Origin of the sequence: Ferruginibacter sp. (assembly GCF_049840995.1) — a bacterium.
Classification (GTDB): Bacteria; Bacteroidota; Bacteroidia; order Chitinophagales; family Chitinophagaceae; genus Ferruginibacter.
This window is the reverse complement of sequence record NZ_JASGIP010000003.1, coordinates 17,238-39,227: the sequence shown is the minus strand read 5'-3', so window position 1 is coordinate 39,227 and position 21,990 is coordinate 17,238. Positions and strand designations below refer to the sequence as shown.

Sequence of the window (21,990 nt, the reverse complement as noted above, 5' to 3'; positions counted from 1 at the left end):
TTGTATTTTTGCCACCCCTTAATAAAATAAGGGCAGGTTTAGGAGAGGTGCCTGAGAGGCCGAAAGGAACGGTTTGCTAAATCGTCGTACGGGTTAAACTGTACCGTGGGTTCGAATCCCACCCTCTCCGCAAAAAAGTTCTTAAAAGATCGATAACCATAGTTCGGGATGTAGCGTAGCCCGGTTATCGCGCCTGGTTTGGGACCAGGAGGTCGCAAGTTCGAATCTTGCCATCCCGACAGCAATTAAAGCCTTTCAATAAAATGAGAGGCTTTTTTGTTTTATATAATAACGTGCAACTTTGGACAGGGAGGTCGTCCAGCCCGAGGCAGGACCATCCCGACAACAATTAAAGCCTTTCAATAAAATGAGCCGCTTTTTTGTTTTGTACTATTCTTAGAATTTTACTTTATGTATTCCTGCATGCCAGCTCCCGCAACTACATATTTATGCAGGTTTTGCCTATATGATTGTTGCAACTGATTTATTAAAATTGTGCAACTAAACTTTTTCTATGCGTAAAAAGTTATTTTACCTCGCCATTTTTTTGTTTCCTTTTTTGTGCAGTGCACAGCAATCCCGGGAAGATTTTGAACGCGGCCTTAAAGTAATGGAACAGCAGGGACAGATACGCCGCAACGGCAACCTGATCATTGTGCTGAACCAGCGGCCGGGTGATACGGCTTTTATGAGGGATCTGTACAATAGAATGCTGGAGAAAGTAGACCAGTCAAAAAATCCTTACACTATCGGGTTCGAGATCGATCCAAAGTACCTCACTAATACTCCTGTAGTAAAAAATAAACCGTTGCCTAAAAAAGATACTGCAAAAACATATACTTATGTACCGGTACTGCCGCAGGTAAATACTACCATCAGGCAATTTGATTATTTACAGAATGGTGATTTTGAAATGGGCTATTTCCGTAACCTGCCCGGCTGGAAAATAGATGGCAAAGCATTTATGCAAAAGCAGGGCAACGACACTTATACCTGGCAGAATTTTGATATTGTACCTATGGCAGATATTGGCGGAGATTACTGGGAGGATATCAAGTTTCATACAGGATATAAACACCAGCACTGGGTTACCAGCAAAGGAGATGGTGTATTGGGTAGTTCTTACGAACGGGGCAGGGCTACCGGTACACTTACATCCGATCCTTTTAAATTATATCCCAACCAAAATTTCATCAGCTTTTTAATTTCGGGTGGCAATAACCGTGAGTTGCTGAAAGTAGAGTTTTTGGAATGCAATATCGGGCCAAGAATTACCGGTAATGTAAGAAGTGTTTTACAGGGACAGCAAACTTTGCCTGGTGTTAATCCCGGGCGGGTAGGAATGGTGATGGATACTACTTATAAAACCATCAGGGGCATCGATGTTAAGACAGGTCATAACAGTTTTATTTTCCGCAGGGAATGGTGGGATGTTACAGGATTTGATACCTCTAAATTATATGCGATCCGTATTACCGATAATTCAACCGACCTGGAATGGGGTATCATCAACGTGGATGATTTCCGAACACTGAAATATAATCCCACTGCCAACAGGGAAGGTAATGATTCGCTTAAAGTACAACTGATCACCATTAAGGATATGGTGAGCAATTTAAACAGGGATATTGTTGCAGATGTGTTTGTACCTATTTATGGCGCAGCCGACCTGCATACGCACTTAATGAGTCACCTGGCAATGGGCCACAAATTAATTTATGGTGCACCGGATATTGGTTCTATTGTTCCTGCAGGTACTTATTTCTGCAACAGGGAGCCTTACAGGGCAAAGACGGTGGAAGATTGCCTGGGTAACTGCAATGCCGCACATGGCGGCTGGGGCGCCGATTTGGGTAACCGTACTGATAACTGGTGTGGTAATTATTTAAGGGCCGCGATACTGAATTACGCTTTTGATGGTGATTATGAAAATCGGTTACCGGTAGAAAGGAACCTGCATGGCGATCATCCGCACGAAGGCTATCCCAACTTTACATACTGGCCTCATTTTTCCAGCGCCAGTCACCAGCAGATGTATGTGGACTGGATCAAGAGGGCTTACCAGGGCGGCTTACGGGTGCTGGTAACCCTTACCGTTAATAGCGAATTGTTGGGTGCTGTGTTAAGTGGTGATGGCCCGTTTGATGATAAAACAGTAGCTGATCAACAGCTGGATGAAATAACAACATTCGTTGGTAGGCATTCGGATTTTATGCAGATCGCTTATAATCCCGAACAGATGCGGAGCATTATCCGCAGCAATAAAATGGCAGTGGTGATCGGTATGGAAGTAGATAATATCGGCAACTTTAATTATGCCACCAATATACCCAACGAATCGAAAGTAAAAGCAGAGATACAGCATTTGTATAATAAGGGCGTGCGTTATATTTTTCCTATTCACCTCGTAAATAATAAATTCGGCGGCTCGGCTATTTACAGTTTTTTATTTAATTTAAGTAATAAATACACCAACAGCAGGCCATTGCCCTGGGGTACACCTATCCCTCCCGGATTAATGTTTAATGTAGAAAGAGCAGCGGATCAGCGGATACAATACACACTCAATCTCGTCGGCGGTCCCACAGGCGGCGCTTTTAATGCAGCCATTGCAGGTGCAGGCGCTTTCTTTGATGCGATATCCGAAACACCGTATCCGCCTGCATTGAACCTTGATCCTACCAGCAGTGAATTTTGTCCGCTTCCCAAACTCGGTTGCATACAGCAGTTTAAAATTGTAAAAAGTTTATTGACCATCGACCCTGCATGGGATATGTATGGCAATATCAGTGGCGGGCAGCAAAATCAATTAGGCTTGACCGATCTTGGCAGGTTTGCTATAAAAGAAATGATGCGGCTGGGTATGATCGTTGATATAGATCATATGAGCGATCACTCTGTTTCGGATGCTTTATATATTGCCAATGAATTCAATTATCCCGTGGCATCGGGGCATAACGGTATGCGGGATGGATTTTTTGAAAAGACCGATCATAAAGTGAGCGAGAACCAGCGTACCAATGAACAATTACAGAACATTAAAAGCCTGGGTGGTGTATTTGGTATCGGCATTGGCGAAGCTACTGCTGCGCAATACCTTGCCAATTTCCGCATTGCAATGAGTGCACAAAAAATGAACGGTGGCGGCATTATGATGGGGTCGGATATCAATGGATTTGTTACCATGCCCAAGCCAAGACAAGGACCGGGCCGTGGTGAAGAAAGAAGCCGCTACAGCGGAGGCATTTATAATAACTGGGGCAAACAGATCAGTTATGCACCAGCCGGATTTCCTACGCATAATGCCACCACGAACACTTATTTATTGCGCAAGTATACATTTGGTAATAAGAGCTGGGATTATAATACGGAAGGCGTTGCGCATATCGGCTTATATCCTGATTATTACCAGGACCTGAAAAATTTGGGTATGACGCAGGGAGAAAGACAAGTGTTCTTCAGCGCTGCAGATTATTTTGTGAACATGTGGGATAAATGTGAAAGCAGTAAAAAGAATGTGCACTGATCATTTTAGCAGGTTCAGATCGGGCTGTGCATATTTATAGACTTTAAAATAGATGGTGGTCTTGGTTTGCTGCACGCCTTCTATTGCAGATAAGCCGTTTATGAATTCCACCAGGTGTTCATTGTTGCGGCACATTACATCCACTTCCAGGTCATAATCACCCGAAGTGCCCGCCAGGAAACTTACTTCGGGCATTTTGGAAATTTTTTGTGCGATCTTTTCTTTCAGTGTTGCCGGCCTGATGTACACGGCAATATGCGCATAGGAATTGAATCCCACTTTATCGGGATTCACCCTGCCTATGATATTGATCGTGCCGTCTTCTATCAGTTTATTAAAACGGGTACGCACAGTACCAATGGATACCTTTAACTTTTTTGCAATTACCGTAAACGACATCCTGCCATCTTTCTGCAGGTAAGAAAGTATGGCAAAATCCAGGTCGTCGAGTATCAGTTCCGTTTTATTCATCCTTTTATGAAATAAAAATACTGCTTTTATTTTGCTGATAACTGAAATATTTTTAAATTACTGGGATATTTCTGCAAAATTTATAGTTTAATACAGATACCATGAAATACAACGCTATTGAAAATTATATCAACGGGCAATTTGTTGCGGCATCTTCTGCCCGTACAATGGAAGTGATATCACCTGTTGATGGCAATCTATTATCTACGGTACCTATGAGCACTTCAAAGGACCTGGATGCAGCAGTGATAGCAGCTAAAGCGGCTTTTCCTGCATGGAGTAAAATGCCTATTAAAGAAAGGGTGCAGGTGTTCTTTCGCTACAAAACTTTACTGGAAAAGAATTTAGAAGAACTGGCAAAATTATGCAGCGAAGAAAATGGCAAGACCTATGGCGAAGCCATTGCCGAAATTGAGAAATGTATTGAACTGACAGAGTTTGCCACTTCACTACCACAATTAATTACCGGCGAATTACTGGAGGTAAGTAAAGGGGTTGAATGCCGTACCGAGCATGTGCCATTAGGTGTGGTGGCTTCTATTGTTCCTTTTAATTTTCCTTCGATGGTGCCCAACTGGACGATACCGAATGCCATTGCACTGGGCAATTGTATGATCATGAAGCCTTCAGAAAAAGTACCGCTGAGTTGTGGACGATTAGCGCAATTATTAAAAGAAGCGGGTTTGCCCGATGGTGTTTTTAATATTGTACACGGCGATGTGGAAATTGTAAATGCTATCTGCGATCACCCTGCAATTGAAGCGGTTTCTTTTGTGGGTTCTACCAAGGTTGCAAAGATCGTTTACCAGCGGGCTACGTCTAATTATAAAAGATGCCTTGCTTTGGGTGGTGCAAAAAATCATTTGATGGTTTTGCCCGATGCAAAAGAAGATATGACGGCTGCAAATGTTGTGGCGAGTATGAGCGGTTGTGCCGGCCAGCGTTGTATGGCAGCAAGCGCCATGATCGGCGTAGGCAATGTGGATGCGATCATTGATAAAATTTGTGTTGAAGCGAAGAAGATCATTCCCGGCGAAAACCTGGGCGCTGTGATCAGTAAAGAAAGTAAGGAGCGTATTGAAAAATATATCAGCGAGGCAGAGAAAGACGGCGCTAAAATTTTAGTGGATGGCCGCAACATTAAAGTAAAAGGCAAAGAGCAGGGCACTTATGTAGGGCCTACGGTGATCGATTTTGTTAAACCCACTATGAGCGTTGCTACCGAAGAGATTTTTGGCCCGGTGATTTCCATTATGCGTACCAATACGGTAGATGAGGCATTGGCGATAGAAAATGCAAACCCCTATGGTAATGCCGCCAGTGTATTTACACAAAACGGCGGTATGGCAAGGTATATCATTGATAAAGCCAGCGCCGGTATGATCGGTGTGAATGTGGGTGTGCCTGTGCCCCGTGAGCCATTTAGTTTTGGCGGCTGGAACGAAAGTAAATTTGGTGTGGGCGATATTACGGGAAAGAGTTCGATTGAGTTTTGGACGAAGTTGAAAAAGAGCACGATCAAATGGAACCCGGAGGCGGGCGTGAATTGGATGAGTTGAATGGAACACGGATTAAACGGGTTGAACGGATGAAAACGGATTAAACTTTTTATCAAATGGAACTCTGAGGCGGGAGTTAATTGGATGAGTTGAATGGAACACGGGTTGTACGGATGAAAAAGGATTGATTTTTTTTGCGAAGCAAAAAAATAAGATAAAGGCGTAAAATATCTTGCTACTATATGAAACACGAAGAGATAACCGAAAAGGTCATTGGGGCATTTTATAAAGTGTACAATACATTAGGATATGGCTTTTTAGAAAAAGTTTACGAGAACGCAATGTATATCGAATTGACAGCGGCAGGACTGAAGGTAGAAAAACAAAAACGGATATTGGTTTATTACTATGGAAAGGTAGTTGGAGAGTATTATGCTGACCTGGTAGTGGAAGGAATAGTTGCAGTGGAATTAAAGGCTATCGAAATGCTTGCAGCAGCCAATGAAAGTCAGTTGGTAAATTATCTTAAAGCAACAAATCTTGAAGTAGGGTTACTACTGAATTTTGGCAAAAAGCCGCAAATAAAAAGAAAGATTTTTGATAATGATAAAAAGCCAATGTTAAAAGAAAATGGAATACGGGTTGAATAGATTTAAAAGATGTTAATGGGGTAAATCCAAAAATTTGCGTAGCAAAAAAATCCCTTTTCATCTGTTCAACCCGTTTAATCCGTGTCTAAAAAAATAAAATTATGTCAAATTCAAAAACATTATCAGAAGCGACAGAGGTCATTCAGAATAACCTGGATCACACTTTATTCAGCTGGAGCAAACAAAAAGGCATTGCGCCTATTGCTGTTAAATACGCCGAGGGTGTTTATTTACACGACTACGATGATAAACGTTATATCGATTTTTCATCAGGATTGATGAATGTGAATATTGGCCATGGCAATCAGCGTGTAACCAATGCTGTTATGAAACAGATGCAGGAAGTGGCTTATGTAACACCCAGCTGTGTTACCAAAGTGCGGGGCGATCTGGGAAAGAAACTGGCAGAGATCTGCCCCGGCGATCTGAATAAATCATTCTTTACTTTATGTGGTGCCACTTCTATTGAAAATGCGATCAAACTGGCAAGGTTGTATACCGGGCGACATAAAATCATTACCCGCTATCAATCTTATCATGGCGCTTCTATTGGCGCTATGAGTGCGAGCGGCGACCCCCGTAAATTACCCGTGGATGCACAGCAGGCACCCAATTTTGTGCACATCGATATTCCCATCTTATACAGGTGGGAATATGGTGAAGAGAACCTACTGAAAGAAACGGTAGCACAGTTTGAAAGAATGGTGGCTTATGAAGGCCCGAATAATATTGCGGCAGTTTTGCTGGAAGGAGAATCCGGTTCATCCGGATGTTTGAAATACCCGGTGGGTTATTTAAAAGCGATAAGAGAAATATGCAATAAGCATGGTATCCTTTTAATTATGGATGAAGTGATGAGTGGCTTTGGCAGAACGGGTAAATGGTTTGGTTTTCAAAATCATGATATTGTTCCGGATATGATTGCGATGGCGAAGGGATTGACCTGTGGCTATTTACCATTCGGTTGTCTGCAGGTAAGTGAGAAGATTGCGGCAAAATTTGATGATACCGTGATGGCATTAGGATTGACGTATTCTGCACATCCTGTAAGCTGTGCTGCAGCTTTGGAAACATTGAAAATATATGAAGATGAAGGATTGATAGCAAATACAGTTGCCATGGGAAAATACATGGAGCAACAGGTGGAACTATTAAAACAACAACATCCAAGTATTGGCGATTTCAGGAATACCGGTTTGCTGGGTTGTATCGAACTGGTGAAGAACAGAACTACCAAAGAACCCATGGCGCCCTTCAATGCAAAGCCCGATGAAATGGAAGTGATGAATAAAGTAGCAGCTAAAATAAAAGACCTGGGCATGTACACTTTTGTAAGATGGAATTATATTTTTACGGCACCTCCATTGTGTGTTACTAAAGAACAGATTGATGAAGGGTTGGCGATCATCAGTGAAGCGATAAAGATCGCTGATGCATGTGTAATGTGAGTATTTTGATTATCCTAGAAGGATGAAAATTAAAATACTATTACTGCTGCTTTTTATTGCATGTATAAATGCAGCAGCACAACCAACAGATCTTAAGCTGAAGCAGATAGTACCGGCCACAGTGGGTTTGAAAAAGATGTATGAATATTCATTTAAGATAAGCAATGGCAAACTACTAAATGACAGTGTTTTATCAGGCCTCGTAATATACGACAAACGGGGTAAGGAAGTTAAAAATATCAGTTACGATACGGCAGGAAAGAAAGAATTTATGTCTGTTTATTCAGAAGGGTTTGACAAAAACAACAACAGGTATTACAGGGTGGAACATTGTTGGCGCTTTGATGAATATGTAAATTTTAAGAAGACTTTTAGAGGAAACGATACAGGTTTTTATAAACCGGGAGATAGATTTCATTATAGAAACACCACGGGAGAGCAGGAAACCAGGACGACTGTTTTTAATGACAAAGGAGCGTTAACTGAAGTGGAAACAGTATATCGATACAATTATGGAGAGGATCTGGCTCCTCATCCAAATTTCAGGTTCTATTATAGTGATTCAGTTTTGGTAAAAAGGGTGCAATATGATCCACGTACACACAAGCCCGGATGGGTAACGATCTATACATGGGATAATAAACGGAATTTGACCGGCAGCAAGGTTTATGAGATCAATAAGATGGATACGCCTAAAATAGCGACCACAAATTATTATGATCCAATGAATCGTTTATACCGGGTGGAAGATAGTACTTATATAACCTATGAAATGGGAGGGGTGGAGATAGGATTTTTTATGAAAGAAGACCGCGTTCACAATAGTTATTACAAAGAATATGATGAAAAGGGTATGCTGTCAAAAGAAAGTAAATTCAGTAATGGAGTACTGGTATATGTAAAGCGGTATAAGTATAAATATTATTAAAAGCAATTGTTTATTTGGAACCAAAAACTGTAATAGAAAATTCATCTCTTATCAATGAAGACCTTGCGCCCATTCCGCAAAGCAAACGTACCTGGGGCACCTGGAACTATGCGGCGCTTTGGATCAGCATGAGTTTATGTATACCCACTTACATGCTGGCAAGTGGTATGATAAAAGAAGGGTTGAACTGGTGGCAGGCTTTGCTGATCTTTTTATTGGGCAATACCATCGTATTAATACCTATGATCTTAAATGGACATGCCGGTGCGAAATATGGCATTCCTTTTCCTGTATTGGCAAGAGCAAGTTTTGGAACCAAAGGCGCAAACATTGCAGCTATGTTAAGAGCAATTGTAGCCTGCGGATGGTTTGGTATTCAAACATGGATCGGGGGCGAATCTGTTTATAACTTAATAAGGACCTGGACCCCTGGCATGGAGGAGATACATATAACGGGATTATTTCCACAGGCATTGCCGCTTTTATGCTTTGCCTTGTTTTGGCTGCTTAATATGGTCATCATTTATTTTGGTGTGGAAAGTATCAGGAAATTACTGGTGTTTAAAGCCATTTTTTTACCGCTGGCAACATTGGCCTTATTAACCTGGGCTGTTGGTAAAGCAAATGGATTCGGAAATATTTTAAACCAGGAAGCAACACTGCAGGGTGCTGATTTCTGGAAATATTTTTTTCCGGCATTAACAGGCATGGTAGGTTTTTGGGCAACACTGTCATTGAATATTACGGATTTTACACGGTATGCAAAAAGCCAAAAAGCACAGATCAGGGGGCAGGCAATCGGTTTACCACCAAGCATGACATTATTTGCTTTTGTAAGTGTGGTGGTTACCCTGGCAACTACCATTATTTATGGACAAACAGAATGGGATATAGTGAAACTAGCCGGCAAATTTGATAGCAAACTATTAGTGAGCTTCGCAATGTTAGGTATTATCGTTTCAACACTCGCCACTAATATTGCAGCAAATATTGTTAGCCCGGCAAATGATTTTGCAAATCTTAATCCTAAAAAAATAAATTTTAAAACAGGCGGCTATATAACAGGAATCATAGGTGTATTGATATTTCCATGGAAATTAATGGCAGATCCTACCGGCTATATTTTCACCTGGTTGATAGCTTACTCCGGTTTATTGGGTCCCATAGGTGGTATTATGATCGCTGATTATTATTTCATCCATAAACAAAGATTAGTGGTTGATGATCTATATAGTCATAAAGGAATTTATGGTTTTAAAAACGGGTTCAACAATAAGGCAATAATTGCATTGATCTTAGGGATTGTTCCCAATATTCCGGGTTTTTTAGTAGCTGTGAAAGCAATGAACCCGGGAACAGTGGCATCGTGGATCGTTGATCTATACCATTATGCATGGTTTGTTGGATTCTTTGTAAGCGGTGTTGTTTATTTATTGTTGATGCAAAAAAATAAGTCGCTATGAGTATATTGATCAAAAATGGAAATATTATTACTGCTACTGATAACTATGTAGCGGATATTTTTATTGAAGGAGAAACGATAAAGACCATCGGTAAAAATTTAAACGTAAAAGCAGATCAGGAAATTGATGCTACCGGTAAATTAGTTTTTCCGGGAGGCATTGATCCGCATGTGCATTTAGATATGCCGTTCATGGGAACTTTCAGCAGCGATAGTTATGAAACGGGTACAAGGGCAGCATTGCATGGTGGTACTACGATGGTGATAGATTTTATTTTACAAACTCAGGGCAAAAGCCTGCATGATGCATTAAAAGAATGGAAGGGCAGAAGTGATAACAATTGTGTGGGAGATTACAGTTTTCACATGGCGGTGACTGATTTTAATGATGATACCAAAAAAGAAATAAAAGAATTTATTGAAGATGAAGGCATTGTTTCTTTTAAAACTTTTATGGCGTATAAAGGCGCTTTGATGATCGATGACCGGCAGATGATCGGGCTGATGGAAGAGGTAAAAAAACATGGGGGATTGATCAATGTGCATGCCACCAATGGTGATATGATCGATTACCTGGTTGCCAAACACAAGGCGGAAGGAAAGTTATCACCGCTGTATCATTATTTATCGCAACCTGAAATTACTGAAGCGGAAGCCAGTGAACGTTTTGTAGATATGGCTTCCTATACAGGTTGTCCTGGCTATATTGTACACCTTACCTGCGAAGGCGCATTGAATGCAGTGCGCAATGCTACCCGGCGCAATCAAAAAATGTTTGTGGAAACCTGTATTCAATATTTGATTATTGACGCATCGTTGTACGAAAGAGAAGACGGCGCTAAATGGGTGATGAGTCCGCCACTAAGAGAAAAGAAAGACCAGGCAACATTATGGGCCGGTATCAACCAGGGTTTGGTGCAGGTGGTAGCAACAGATCACTGCCCTTTTAAATGGGAGCAGAAATTAATGGGTAAAGATGATTTTTCAAAAATCCCCAACGGGCATCCGGCAATTGAGAACAGGATGGAATTATTATTCAGTGAAGGTGTTGCTAAAAACAAGATCACGCTGAATAAATATGTTGAAGTGGCTTGTACCAATCCTGCAAAAATATTCGGTATGTTCCCCCGAAAAGGAACGATTGCCGTGGGCAGCGATGCGGATATTGTGATTTTTGATGCGAATGAGAAACATACCATCTCTGCAAAATCACATCACATGAACGTTGATTACAGTGCTTACGAAGGTTGGGAATTGACGGGTAAAGTAAAAACTGTTTTATTAAGGGGAGAGGTCGCTATAGATGAAAACAAATGCTTATTACAAAAAGGTTTCGGTAAATTTATAAAGAGAAAGAAAGTTTCACAGACAATTTAAAAAGGGAACACGGATTAAACAGATTGGATGGATAAAAATGGATCATTTTGATAAATCAAAATCCAGGATTTCTGCAAAGCAGAAAAAGCCGTTGTCATCCGTCTAACCCGTTTCATCCGTGTTCAAAAAAATAACACTATGCCAAGAATTATTAAATCAGGGCTCATTCAAATGAGTTTGCCCAAAACAGAAGGCGAGGGAACCATTGAAGAAATAAAAGAAGCAATGGTACAAAAACATATTCCGTTGATAGAAGAAGCTGGTAAAAAGGGGGTACAGATATTGTGCTTCCAGGAAATTTTTAATACACCTTATTTCTGTCCCGGGCAGGATAAGGCCTGGTACGAAAGTGCTGAAACTGTTCCCGGTCCTACAATTGAGCGCATGCAGGAGTATGCAAAAAAATACAACATGGTGATGATCGTGCCGGTATATGAAAAAGAACAGGCCGGAGTTTTGTATAACACGGCTGCAGTGATTGATGCAGACGGAAAATATTTAGGCAAGTATAGAAAAAATCATATTCCGCATACCTCGGGTTTTTGGGAAAAGTTTTTCTTTAAACCCGGTAATTTAGGTTACCCTGTTTTTCAAACCAAGTATGCAAAAGTGGGTGTATACATTTGTTATGACCGTCATTTTCCTGATGGTGCAAGAATTTTAGGATTGAATGGCGCCGAGATCGTGTACAATCCTTCTGCAACAGTTGCAGGACTTTCGCAATATTTATGGAAGCTGGAACAACCGGCGCATGCAGCGGCCAACGGGTATTTCATGGGTTGCATCAACCGGGTGGGTGAAGAAAAACCCTGGAACCTGGGTAAGTTTTATGGCAGCAGTTATTTTGTGGATCCACGGGGACAAATTTTTGCTCAAGCCAGTGAAGATAAAGATGAGTTACTGATCAGTGAATTTAATTTAGATATGATCGAGGAAGTAAGAAGTGTGTGGCAGTTCTTCAGGGACAGGAGACCAGAGACCTATGGTAAGTTAACTGAACTGTAATTTTCACGCAAAGTAAAAAAGGAAGCAAAGAGGTACCTAAAAAAATCTTTGCGCCTTTGAGTGAAAAATAAAAATGCAAACTATGGCGATCAGCAATAATAAATTAACAGAACAACAATACGCCGAAAATTTCAGCGATATTCATCCGTCTTTTGAAACGCAGAATGCTGCATTGGTGGAAGCGAACCGCTGTTTGTTTTGTTATGATGCTCCCTGTATCAAAAGCTGCCCCACGGGCATTAATGTACCTAAATTCATTAAACAAATTACTACTGATAATATCAAAGGTTCTGCACATACAATATTCCTCTCTAATATTATGGGAGCAGGATGCAGCAAGGTTTGCCCGGTAGAAAAATTGTGCGAAGGCAGTTGTGTTTTTAATTTAATGGATGAACCACCTATTCCTATTGCCAAGCTGCAGCGTTACTCCACCGAATCGGCCATGAAAAATAACTGGCAGCTGTTTGAAAGAAAAAAACCGACCGGTAAAAAAGTGGCGATTGTGGGCGCCGGGCCGGCAGGTTTAAGTTGCGCACATGCGTTATCACGGGAAGGAATAGACGTAATTATTTATGAAAAAGAAAGTAAGGGTGGAGGGCTGATGACCTATGGCATTGCGGCTTATAAAGTAACCCCGGAGTTTTGTGAGGAGGAAGTGAATTATATTTTATCTGTTGGTGGTATCACAATTAAATACAACCAGGAACTGGGTAAAAATATTTCATTAACAGAATTGCAGAAAAATTATGACGCGGTGTTTTTAGGCATTGGTGTAGGACTGGCAAGACAACTGGAAATTCCCGGTGAAGACCTGGCAGGCGTTGAAGATGCCATTGAATTTATTTATAACCTGCGCAGCAAAGGGTTTCCTGCTGTTGCAGTAGGAGATAAAGTGGCCGTGATTGGTATGGGCATGACGGCGATCGATGCAGCCACACAAGCCAAACGCCTGGGTGCAAAAGAAGTGACCATGCTGTATCGCAGAACGCAGGATGAAATGCCCTGCACACAACACGAGCTGGATATTGCCATGCTGGATGGTTGCAAAATAGTTTGGTTAGCGGCACCTAAAGAGCTGAAGGGCATTGATGGAAAAGTATCAGAGATCATTTGCAGTATAATGCAATTGGGAGAACCTGACGCCAGTGGCAGAAGAAGTCCTGTTGAAACCGGCGAAACCATTTCTTTACAGGTTGATATGGTGATCAAGGCTGCGGGACAAATGCCATTTGAGCAATTGATAATGGATAATGGAATAACGAATAATAAAGGAAAGATCACCATAAATAATGGTGCAACAAATATTAAAGGGGTGTTTGCCGGCGGTGATGCTGTGAATGGTGGTAAGGAAGTAGTGGATGCGGTACAGGCGGGCAAAGATGCAGCAAAAGCGATATTGAGTTATTTAAAAATTGAATAAATAAAATATAAACTAACAACAAAACTTTAAAGTATGGCACAATTAAATCCTTACATATCATTTAAAGGCAATTGCGAAGCAGCCTTTAATTTTTACAAAGCAGCTTTTGGTAAAGAATTCACTTTTATCGGCAGGTTTAAAGACATGCCGCCGATGCCCAACTGCGATCCTATTTCGGAAGAAGAAGGGAATATGATCATGCACGTTTCTTTGCCCATCAGTAAAGAAACCAACTTGTTTGGTAGTGATACGCCGAAGGATTTCCGGGACAAAAGTGTGGTGGGCAATAATATTGCCATTTCTATCAATTCAGAAAGCAAAGAAGAGGCCGATCAATTATTCAATAATTTATCGGCGGGCGGTATGATAACAATGCCGATGAATGATACTTTCTGGGGTGCTTATTTTGGTATGTTCACTGATAAGTTTGGTATCAGCTGGATGGTGAACTTTGATAAAACACCTACTCCTTAACCACAGAGAAAAGGAGAGGCAGAGTTTACGCAGCGTAATTGGCGGTAAAAAAATAAAAAATTGTATATGGCTGATATTTCATCCAACTTCCTCGGCATTAAATCTCCTAATCCTTTCTGGTTAGCGAGTGCGCCGCCAACGGATAAAAAATATAATGTGCTGCGGGCTTTTGAAGCCGGCTGGGGCGGTGTGGTATGGAAAACACTGGGCAGCCAGGTAAAGAATGTTTCTTCAAGATATTCAGCAGTGGATTATGGCGGGCAAAGGGTGATGGGACTGAATAATATCGAACTCATCAGCGACCGGCCACTGGATATCAATTTAAAAGAGATCACTGAATGTGTAAAATTATTTCCTGACAGAGCGATGATCATTTCGCTGATGGCTGATAATGATAAAAAAAGCTGGCACGAATTAATTAAAAAAGTAGAAGATACCGGTGCGCATGGTTTGGAATTGAATTTCGGTTGCCCGCATGGGATGACGGAGCGTGGTATGGGTGCTGCTGTTGGCCAGGATCCTGAAATTGCCTGCATGGTGGTGGAATGGGTGATGGAAGCTGCCACTATTCCTGTTATCACAAAACTTACACCTAATGTACATTCGGTTGTGCCCACAGGAAGGTCGGTGGTAAAAGCCGGTACGAATGCATTGTCATTGATCAATACCATTCAATCCGTAACGGGTGTTGACCTGGATACGCTCGTACCCAATCCTTATGTGGCAGGCAAATCTGTTTTTGGCGGCTATTGCGGCCCTGCAGTAAAACCCATTGCTTTAAAAATGCTCACGACCATTGCCCAGGATGAGTTAACAAAGAAAGTACCCATCAGTGGTATTGGCGGCATCAGCACCTGGAAGGATGCAGTGGAGTTTATGTTACTGGGCGCTACTAACGTGCAGGTGTGTACGGCGGCGATGAAGCACGGCTTCAGAATTGTAGAAGATATGTGTGAAGGACTGAACAACTGGATGGATGAGAAAGGATTTGCAACACTCGATGATTTTATTGGTAAGTCGGTGCCCACCATTACGCATTGGGAAGACCTGGATATCAATTACCATCATATTGCTAAGATCAACCAGGATAAATGTATTCATTGCGGATTGTGTTATATCACCTGCGAAGACACTTCTCACCAATCGATCAACTTAACGTATGGTAAACCTTATAATACTTATACAGTAAAAGAGGAAGAATGTGTAGGATGTAATTTGTGCAAACTGGTGTGCCCTGTGGATAATTGTATCACTATGGAAGAACACCGGGTTGCGCCTGAATACCTTAACTGGATCGATTTTCAGAAAAAAGGATTGCCACTCAATGATCATTGATAAATACTATCGCTATGGTTTTGAACACCTTCTGCTAAACACTGTAAAATATTCAGCAGTTATTTTTATTTTTCCGATTTTTTGGCTTTTCTTTAGCCCCTAAACCAAAGCGTACTGTTATGAAAAGAGCCCTTTTAGCCCTTCTTTCTATTATTTTATTTTCTCCTGTTTTATTCGCCAAAGGCGACGTGGATTCATTAAAGATCCTGGCAGAAAAACAACAAAAACTGGTTGATTCCATTGACAATGCAATGAAGTATCAAACAGGCGCCATCAATTTAAGTAATGGCGTTGCTAAACTAAATGTGCCTGCAGGGTTTAAATACCTGAATGCAGAACAAAGTAATTATGTGCTGACCGAAGTTTGGGGTAATCCTCCACAAACCGGGGTGCTGGGAATGATTTTTCCTGAAAATTCCGGTCCATTCGGCGATTCTTCTTATGCCTTCGTAATTACTTACGAAGCTTCCGGTTTTGTAAAAGATGATGATGCGGATAAAATAAACTATGATGATCTTTTAAAAGATATTCAAAAGGATGAAGCAGAAGAAAACAAGACAAGGGCTTCTCAGGGATATCCTGCTATCAATATGGTAGGATGGGCATCAAAACCATTTTACGATAAAAATAATAAAGTGCTGCATTGGGCAAAGAACCTGCATTTTGCCGGGCAGGATGAAAACACCCTGAATTATGAAGTAAGGATACTCGGCCGCAAAGGTGTACTTTCAATGAACGCGGTTGCTACTATGAATGAACTGGACCTGGTAAAAAAAGATATTGATAAAGTACTGGCCATGCCTTCTTTTACAGAAGGTAATACGTACAAGGATTTTGATTCCAAGACTGATAACGTGGCTGCATGGACCATTGGTAGCCTGGTAGCCGGTAAAGTGTTATTGAAAGTGGGAATATGGGCAACCATTGTAAAATTTTTGGCTGCTGCATGGAAATTCATCCTGGTGGGATTGGTGGCAGTATGGGGAGCGATTAAAAAATTCTTTGGGAAAAAACCGATAGTGGAAGAAGATCATTCAGTTCCTCAATCATAAAAAAGTAAAGTAAAATAAAAAATAAAAGGAAGGCATTGCCTTCCTTTTATTTTTTCAGCACAGATCGTTATTGAAGTTTTGCAAGCCATAAAGAAGCGTTCATGAACAATGGAATATGACTGTAAGTTGTCCATCCATTGAACAATGTATTTCCCGAAGCGCCGGTGCCATCATCAATAGGTGAACTATCTGTTACTACATACACACGGCCGGTGCCGTAAGTAGAAGATGCAGACATAAGGTTACTGTTATTTTGCGTAACGCCTGTTTTCCATATCAATCCCTGTACAGTGGCATTGGCAGCAGGATTTAAAGTAAGCGTAGCGCCGTTATGAAAATCCAGTTGTGTTACATTGCCCTGCGAACCATGCAATATAGGATTGGTACTGTTGCCTGTTAATACATTAGAAGTAAGTTGTGTGATATTGGTAAGATCAACGGTAAATCCAAATGGATTGGTCACTGTTCCGTTATTATTCATCAGGTCGTTCCAGATATCGGGTGAATCCCATCCATCATTATTCCTGTCGGATACCGTATGGTCGGAGATCATGAATAGACCGCCGCCATTACTTACAAAATTCAGTATCGCTGTTTTTTCAGCAGCAGTGAAACGGATATTGGGTTCATCCACCACAAATACATTGTAGTTAGAAGATCCTGCGGGTTAGAAGCATTGCCATAAGTGATGCTTCCTGTTGATGGTAAAGTTTCTACGGTATGACCCGCTTTTACCAATGCGATGCCCCAGCTGGAGATAGCACCTGTCCAGTAAGTTTCTGCAGTGCTTGCTGTTACAGTGGATTGTGCCGGTGTGGGTATCTGTTGCGGGCTTGCATCCTGGTCGATCACCCAATCAGCATTCCCTGCAGTTTCTGCCTTGGTATTATCAAACAAAAACTTTTTGCCGGTGCCGCCACCACCGCCGCCCGATCCAAAATCGGTGATGCTGATATCATCAAAATTAATACGGTTGCTGCTGCCATCTGTTTTACGTATCTCGAAACGGATAGTGCCCGAAATATTTACCGTAAACGAAGTACTGGTTAGTGTGGTACTGCTGGTGGTAATGGTGCCGCCTGTTTGTGTATAGGTGCTGCCACTATTGGTACTGTACCACAATTGCCAGGTGCTGTTGGCATCGGTGCCGTATTTAGCATGTAATACGGTAACAGTTGCTGCGCCGTTGGTTAAATTGAATTTCATGGTCAATTTACCACTGTTACGCACACGTGCAGATTGTGCGCCATTTTTTTTATCGCTGGAAGTATTACCTATCAGGGCATCATTTAAATTCCACACGCCGGTAGTGAGGGTAACATCGGCTGCTGCATAAGCCGCCTTGGTGCCGGTCTCAAAATTTTCGGTAGTAGTTACCAGCGATGCAACAGCGGTAACTTTTGCAATGCTTCCGGTATTTATTTCATTTTGTGAAAAGGCTGCATCAACAGCAGCTTGTTTTTTGCAGGCAACAAAAATGATCACCGCAAAAAAGGGCAAAATTTTTTTGATTGTTTTCATTGATAGATGTTTTAGTGAATAGTAAAATAAAAACTCTGCTATTAACTTAGTGTAAACAATATTTGCTGTTATGCACTTATTATGCACCCACAGTAATTTTACCGTGCTGATGAGTAAAACGGGCAATCGTTTATAAGGGTTGTTACGCTTTGTTGATATAACAAAAATTGAAAGATCATTTTTGTTATATTTATATACAGCAATAAATAAATTATGCCAACAAAGATCGATGTATATAAAACAACACTGTGGTTAGCTGCTGTATTGATCCTGATCTATTGGATCTGTATGATCCCGTGCCCTTTTCAAAAAGGAGGAGTGGATGATGATGTTTATTTTAAAGTATTTCTTTTCAACCTGGCGATATCAATATTGGTAACCTTGCTAGTTGCACCCAAAAATTCTGTAGAGAGATTTGTTGGCTGGGCAATTATAAGCATAGTTGCTTTTATTATATCCACCTTTGCTATAATGATCGTGATAGATGCGGTATATGGCGATAAAACATGGTTCCTGTGGGAGAACAAGCACCGGGTATTTATCAATAGCGTTTATTATGGAATGATCTTCGGGATCAATATCCTGCTATGGAAAATTTACCTGCATTTTTTTAAGAAGCCAAACTTACCTTAACAATTTTCCAGCGCCTGTAGAATGTCTGCTTTAATATCGTCGATATGTTCCAGGCCGACAGAAATGCGTATAAGCCCCGGCGTTATGTTTACTGCAGCCCTTTCAGCTTCCGTTAATTTTGCATGTGTGGTGCTGGCCGGATGTGAAGCTATACTTCTTGTATCACCGAGATTGGCAGTAAGAGACAACATTTTTAAATTATCGAGGAACTTACGACCGCTTTCCAGGCCGCCAGTTAAATTAAAACTTACCAGTCCACCACCATTCTTCATTTGTTTAACAGCGATGGCATATTGCGGATGGCTTTGTAAATAAGGATATTTGATCCAGCTGATCTTAGAATGATCTTCCAATGCTTTGGCCAGTTGCAATGCGTTGGAAGCATGGCGTTCCATACGCACATCCAGCGTTTCAAGGCTTTTGCTTAATACCCATGCATTAAAAGGTGATAATGCTGGTCCGGTGCTGCGGCAGAATAAATAGATCTGTTGTATCAATTCTTTTTTACCCAATACAATTCCACCTAATACCCTTCCCTGTCCGTCGATCCACTTGGTGGCGGAATGTATCACCAGGTCGGCGCCAAAATCAATGGGCCGCTGGTTGACCGGTGTTGCAAAACAATTATCAACGTTCAGTAAAATATTATGTTGCTTTGCCAGTTTACCCACTGCTTCCAGGTCTATCACATCCAGGCCGGGATTGGTGGGTGTTTCCATATAGATCATTTTAGTATTGGGCTTGATAGCTGCTTCCCAACCGGCCACATCATTGGCGCTTACATACGTTACTTCAATGCTATAGTTGGGTAAATATTTATTCAGTACGGTAATGGTACTTCCAAAAACAGAACTGCAGGCAATCAAATGATCACCTTTTTTAAGCAAAGCCATGAACGATGCAAATACAGCACTCATACCGGTTGCAGTAGCATAACCGGCCTCCGCACCTTCCAGCGCCACCATTTTATCTGTAAATTCCTGCACACCGGGGTTGCTGAAGCGGCTGTAAATATTATCATTGCTTTCATCCGCAAATGCAGCCCTCATATCTTCGGCATTATCAAAGCAAAAACTGCTCGTTAAAAATAACGGCGTGCTGTGCTCCATTTCGTTGGTGCGGTCGGTTTGTATCCTTATAGCTTTTGTGATTGGTCGCATTATTTGTTAATTGGTTAAATAGTTAACTGGTTAATTAGTGAGGAATGTTTGACGGGTTGTGTTTACTTGATTTTGAAATGAATTTAATAAAGGCGTTTAATTTAATTAGTAATGATTCAGTTTCAATAAGTAATTCATCCGCCTTTATAGCATCAATAATGTTCCGCCTTTTACATTTGGATAACCATGCTTTGGTTTCGAGTAAAGAACCTCTTGAATAAAAATAAAACTGTTTGCTTTCTTTGTAATAAAACCTGCCATAACCTTCTGCTATATTCACCGAAATGGAATCAGCTGACCTGGCAATTTGCTTGCCAATCGTATCTTTTTGAAAATAGTTCCACTGATCAACGATCTTCCAGATCTCATCCGAAAAGCGCTCTGCCAACTGGTAAATTTCCAGTTTTTCTAATGTGTATTCCATAGCTATTCATCAAAGGGTATAGTACTAATATAAACAAATAAACCAGTTAACTGATTAACTAGTTAACCATTACTTCCCAGGTGAGAGCTGTCCCACTCTTACGCAATGTTTCTGCAACACTGCAATATTTATTCATGGATAATTCGCAGGCGCGGAAAGCTTTTTCTTTGTCGATCGTTCCTTTGAGTATAAAAATGATCTTTGCGTTGGCCCACAACGAAGGCTCTTTACCCGGTTCTCTTTCGCCGGTGATCTTTATTGCAAAATCTTCAATGGTCTGGCGTTGTTTTTTTAATATCATTACAATATCAATAGCGCTGCAACCTCCCAGGCCCATCAATAACATCTGCATTGGCCGTACACCAAAATTACTGCCTCCACTTTCGTCGCTGGTATCCATGTGCACGGTATGTCCGTTGGCATCTTTAGCCTCAAAACCAAAGTCCCCATCCACACGGCGTAAATTAATTTCAATCATTTTAAAATATTTTTACAAATATAAATATTGCAAGCCTTTACTTTGCATTTCAAACACATAGTTTTTCGTATTTAGCAAGTATTAATGAACAGTTTTAAATATACCAACGGGTTTACTTTAGAGAGCGGATTTGTATTTCCAGCAATTGAGATCGCCTACAGTACCTATGGTACTTTAAATGCCGATAAAAGCAACGTGGTATGGATCTGTCATGCCCTTACGGCCAACAGCGATGCAGCCGACTGGTGGAAGGGTGTGGTGGGTGAAGGCCATGTGATAGACCCTGCAAAATACTTTATTGTTTGTGCCAATATATTGGGCTCTGCTTATGGCACTACCGGCCCGTTAAGCACTGATCCACATACACAACAGCCTTATTACAGCAACTTTCCATTGATCACTGTACGTGATATGGTAAATGCGCATATATTACTGCGGAAGCACCTGGGTATTGAAAAAATATTCCTGGCAATGGGCGGCAGTATGGGCGGTTACCAGGCAATGGAATGGTGTGTGATGGAAAAGCCCGTGATCGAAAATTTATTATTGCTGGCCACTTCTGCCAGCGAAAGCGCCTGGGGCATTGCCACGCATACAGCACAGCGCCTGAGCATTGAGGCAGATGGCAGCTGGAATACGGCATCTGCTGCAGCGGGTGCAAAGGGGTTAAAAGCAGCCCGTGCCATTGGTATGCTTACCTATCGCAACTATGGCATCATGGTGCAGCAGCAAACTGACAGTGATCATGAAAAGACCGATCATTTCAAAGCATCCTCCTATATCAATTACCAGGGCGATAAACTGGTGCAGCGCTTTAATGCGTACAGTTACTGGCATCTTACCAAAACCATGGACAGCCACAATATTGCCCGTGGCCGTGGCGGACATGCTGAAGCTGTATTGAAAGATATTACGCAACGCACCCTTATCATCGGCATCAGCAGTGATATTCTTTGCCCATTAGTGGAACAACGTTTTTTAGCCATGCATATTCCCGGGGCAGCAATGATAGAGATCGATTCTGATTACGGGCATGATGGATTTATGGTGGAATCGAAGATCATTTCGGAACATTTGGGTCAATGGCTGGCCAGCCTTTAACCATTCCGTCATTTTGCTTAATT

At 41.4% G+C, this 21,990-nt stretch carries 20 protein-coding genes and 2 tRNA genes; 16 read left to right on the top strand and 6 right to left on the bottom strand.

The genetic code is table 11. The annotated features are described in order from the left end of the window. Nucleotides 1–41: 41 nt before the first annotated feature. The 3 genes from QM738_RS01760 (at nt 42) to QM738_RS01750 (ending at nt 3,526) form a co-directional block, all read left to right on the top strand. A tRNA-Ser gene (locus QM738_RS01760) sits at nt 42–130 on the top strand. Nucleotides 131–164: 34 nt separating this feature from the next. Continuing rightward, a tRNA-Pro gene (locus tag QM738_RS01755) sits at nt 165–239 on the top strand. A gap of 275 nt (nt 240–514) precedes the next feature. Beyond that, complete coding sequence (locus tag QM738_RS01750) at nt 515–3,526, top strand: membrane dipeptidase (protein WP_462274958.1); 3,012 nt, start codon at nt 515–517, stop codon at nt 3,524–3,526. Here QM738_RS01750 and QM738_RS01745 read toward each other — a convergent pair whose 3' ends face one another. After that, on the bottom strand, nt 3,527–3,997 hold the full coding sequence (locus tag QM738_RS01745) for an Lrp/AsnC family transcriptional regulator (protein WP_462274957.1): 471 nt from the start codon (nt 3,995–3,997) through the stop codon (nt 3,527–3,529). A gap of 101 nt (nt 3,998–4,098) precedes the next feature. Here QM738_RS01745 and QM738_RS01740 point away from each other — a divergent pair, with 101 nt between their 5' ends. The 11 genes from QM738_RS01740 to QM738_RS01690 all read left to right on the top strand — a co-directional run bounded on the left by QM738_RS01740 (nt 4,099) and on the right by QM738_RS01690 (nt 16,650). Continuing rightward, nucleotides 4,099–5,556: a CoA-acylating methylmalonate-semialdehyde dehydrogenase gene (locus tag QM738_RS01740; RefSeq protein WP_462274956.1), complete on the top strand. Its 1,458-nt coding sequence runs from the start codon at nt 4,099–4,101 to the stop codon at nt 5,554–5,556. Between the two features lie 182 nt (nt 5,557–5,738). After that, complete coding sequence (locus tag QM738_RS01735; RefSeq protein ID WP_462274955.1) at nt 5,739–6,146, top strand: GxxExxY protein; 408 nt, start codon at nt 5,739–5,741, stop codon at nt 6,144–6,146. 101 nt (nt 6,147–6,247) lie between these two features. Then, entirely contained in the window at nt 6,248–7,594 is a 1,347-nt protein-coding gene (locus QM738_RS01730) for an aminotransferase class III-fold pyridoxal phosphate-dependent enzyme (RefSeq protein WP_462274954.1), read from the top strand. 22 nt (nt 7,595–7,616) lie between these two features. Beyond that, a complete protein-coding gene (locus QM738_RS01725) occupies nt 7,617–8,522 on the top strand; it encodes a hypothetical protein (protein ID WP_462274953.1) in 906 nt (301 codons plus the stop codon). A 14-nt stretch (nt 8,523–8,536) separates the two neighbouring features. Beyond that, entirely contained in the window at nt 8,537–9,985 is a 1,449-nt protein-coding gene (locus tag QM738_RS01720; RefSeq protein WP_462274952.1) for an NCS1 family nucleobase:cation symporter-1, read from the top strand. Beyond that, entirely contained in the window at nt 9,982–11,361 is a 1,380-nt protein-coding gene (gene hydA / locus QM738_RS01715) for a dihydropyrimidinase (protein WP_462274951.1), read from the top strand. Before QM738_RS01720 ends, hydA begins: the two co-directional genes overlap by 4 nt. A 138-nt stretch (nt 11,362–11,499) precedes the next feature. Next, entirely contained in the window at nt 11,500–12,366 is an 867-nt protein-coding gene (locus QM738_RS01710; RefSeq protein ID WP_462274950.1) for a nitrilase-related carbon-nitrogen hydrolase, read from the top strand. An 82-nt stretch (nt 12,367–12,448) separates the two neighbouring features. After that, a complete protein-coding gene (locus tag QM738_RS01705) occupies nt 12,449–13,789 on the top strand; it encodes an NAD(P)-dependent oxidoreductase (RefSeq protein ID WP_462274949.1) in 1,341 nt (446 codons plus the stop codon). Between the two features lie 33 nt (nt 13,790–13,822). Beyond that, the gene (locus QM738_RS01700) at nt 13,823–14,263 is read left to right on the top strand and encodes a VOC family protein (RefSeq protein WP_462274948.1); all 441 of its coding nucleotides are present in this window, start codon (nt 13,823–13,825) and stop codon (nt 14,261–14,263) included. A 66-nt stretch (nt 14,264–14,329) separates the two neighbouring features. Beyond that, the gene (preA, locus tag QM738_RS01695) at nt 14,330–15,598 is read left to right on the top strand and encodes an NAD-dependent dihydropyrimidine dehydrogenase subunit PreA (protein ID WP_462274947.1); all 1,269 of its coding nucleotides are present in this window, start codon (nt 14,330–14,332) and stop codon (nt 15,596–15,598) included. Between the two features lie 119 nt (nt 15,599–15,717). Further along, nucleotides 15,718–16,650: a DUF2167 domain-containing protein gene (locus QM738_RS01690; RefSeq protein WP_462274946.1), complete on the top strand. Its 933-nt coding sequence runs from the start codon at nt 15,718–15,720 to the stop codon at nt 16,648–16,650. A gap of 67 nt (nt 16,651–16,717) precedes the next feature. Here QM738_RS01690 and QM738_RS01685 read toward each other — a convergent pair whose 3' ends face one another. Both QM738_RS01685 and QM738_RS01680 read right to left on the bottom strand, forming a co-directional pair. After that, entirely contained in the window at nt 16,718–17,284 is a 567-nt protein-coding gene (locus QM738_RS01685; RefSeq protein WP_462274945.1) for a hypothetical protein, read from the bottom strand. Continuing rightward, nucleotides 17,233–18,171: a hypothetical protein gene (locus QM738_RS01680; protein WP_462274944.1), complete on the bottom strand. Its 939-nt coding sequence runs from the start codon at nt 18,169–18,171 to the stop codon at nt 17,233–17,235. Before QM738_RS01680 ends, QM738_RS01685 begins: the two co-directional genes overlap by 52 nt. 213 nt (nt 18,172–18,384) lie before the next feature. Between QM738_RS01680 and QM738_RS01675 the strand changes: the two genes are divergently transcribed. Further along, nucleotides 18,385–18,804: a hypothetical protein gene (locus tag QM738_RS01675; protein WP_462274943.1), complete on the top strand. Its 420-nt coding sequence runs from the start codon at nt 18,385–18,387 to the stop codon at nt 18,802–18,804. Here the strand turns inward: QM738_RS01675 and QM738_RS01670 are convergent. From QM738_RS01670 to QM738_RS01660, 3 genes are read right to left on the bottom strand one after another with little or no spacing between them, the layout of a single operon-like run. Further along, the gene (locus QM738_RS01670) at nt 18,801–19,964 is read right to left on the bottom strand and encodes an O-succinylhomoserine sulfhydrylase (protein WP_462274942.1); all 1,164 of its coding nucleotides are present in this window, start codon (nt 19,962–19,964) and stop codon (nt 18,801–18,803) included. The two genes, QM738_RS01675 and QM738_RS01670, sit on opposite strands and share 4 nt — an antisense overlap. A gap of 34 nt (nt 19,965–19,998) precedes the next feature. Continuing rightward, nucleotides 19,999–20,388, bottom strand: a complete 390-nt coding sequence (locus QM738_RS01665) for a four helix bundle protein (protein ID WP_462274941.1) — start codon at nt 20,386–20,388, stop codon at nt 19,999–20,001. Nucleotides 20,389–20,446: 58 nt separating this feature from the next. After that, nucleotides 20,447–20,866, bottom strand: a complete 420-nt coding sequence (locus QM738_RS01660) for an OsmC family protein (RefSeq protein WP_462274940.1) — start codon at nt 20,864–20,866, stop codon at nt 20,447–20,449. A gap of 84 nt (nt 20,867–20,950) precedes the next feature. Between QM738_RS01660 and QM738_RS01655 the strand changes: the two genes are divergently transcribed. Further along, nucleotides 20,951–21,967, top strand: a complete 1,017-nt coding sequence (locus QM738_RS01655; protein ID WP_462274939.1) for a homoserine O-acetyltransferase family protein — start codon at nt 20,951–20,953, stop codon at nt 21,965–21,967. Nucleotides 21,968–21,990 lie beyond the last annotated feature (23 nt).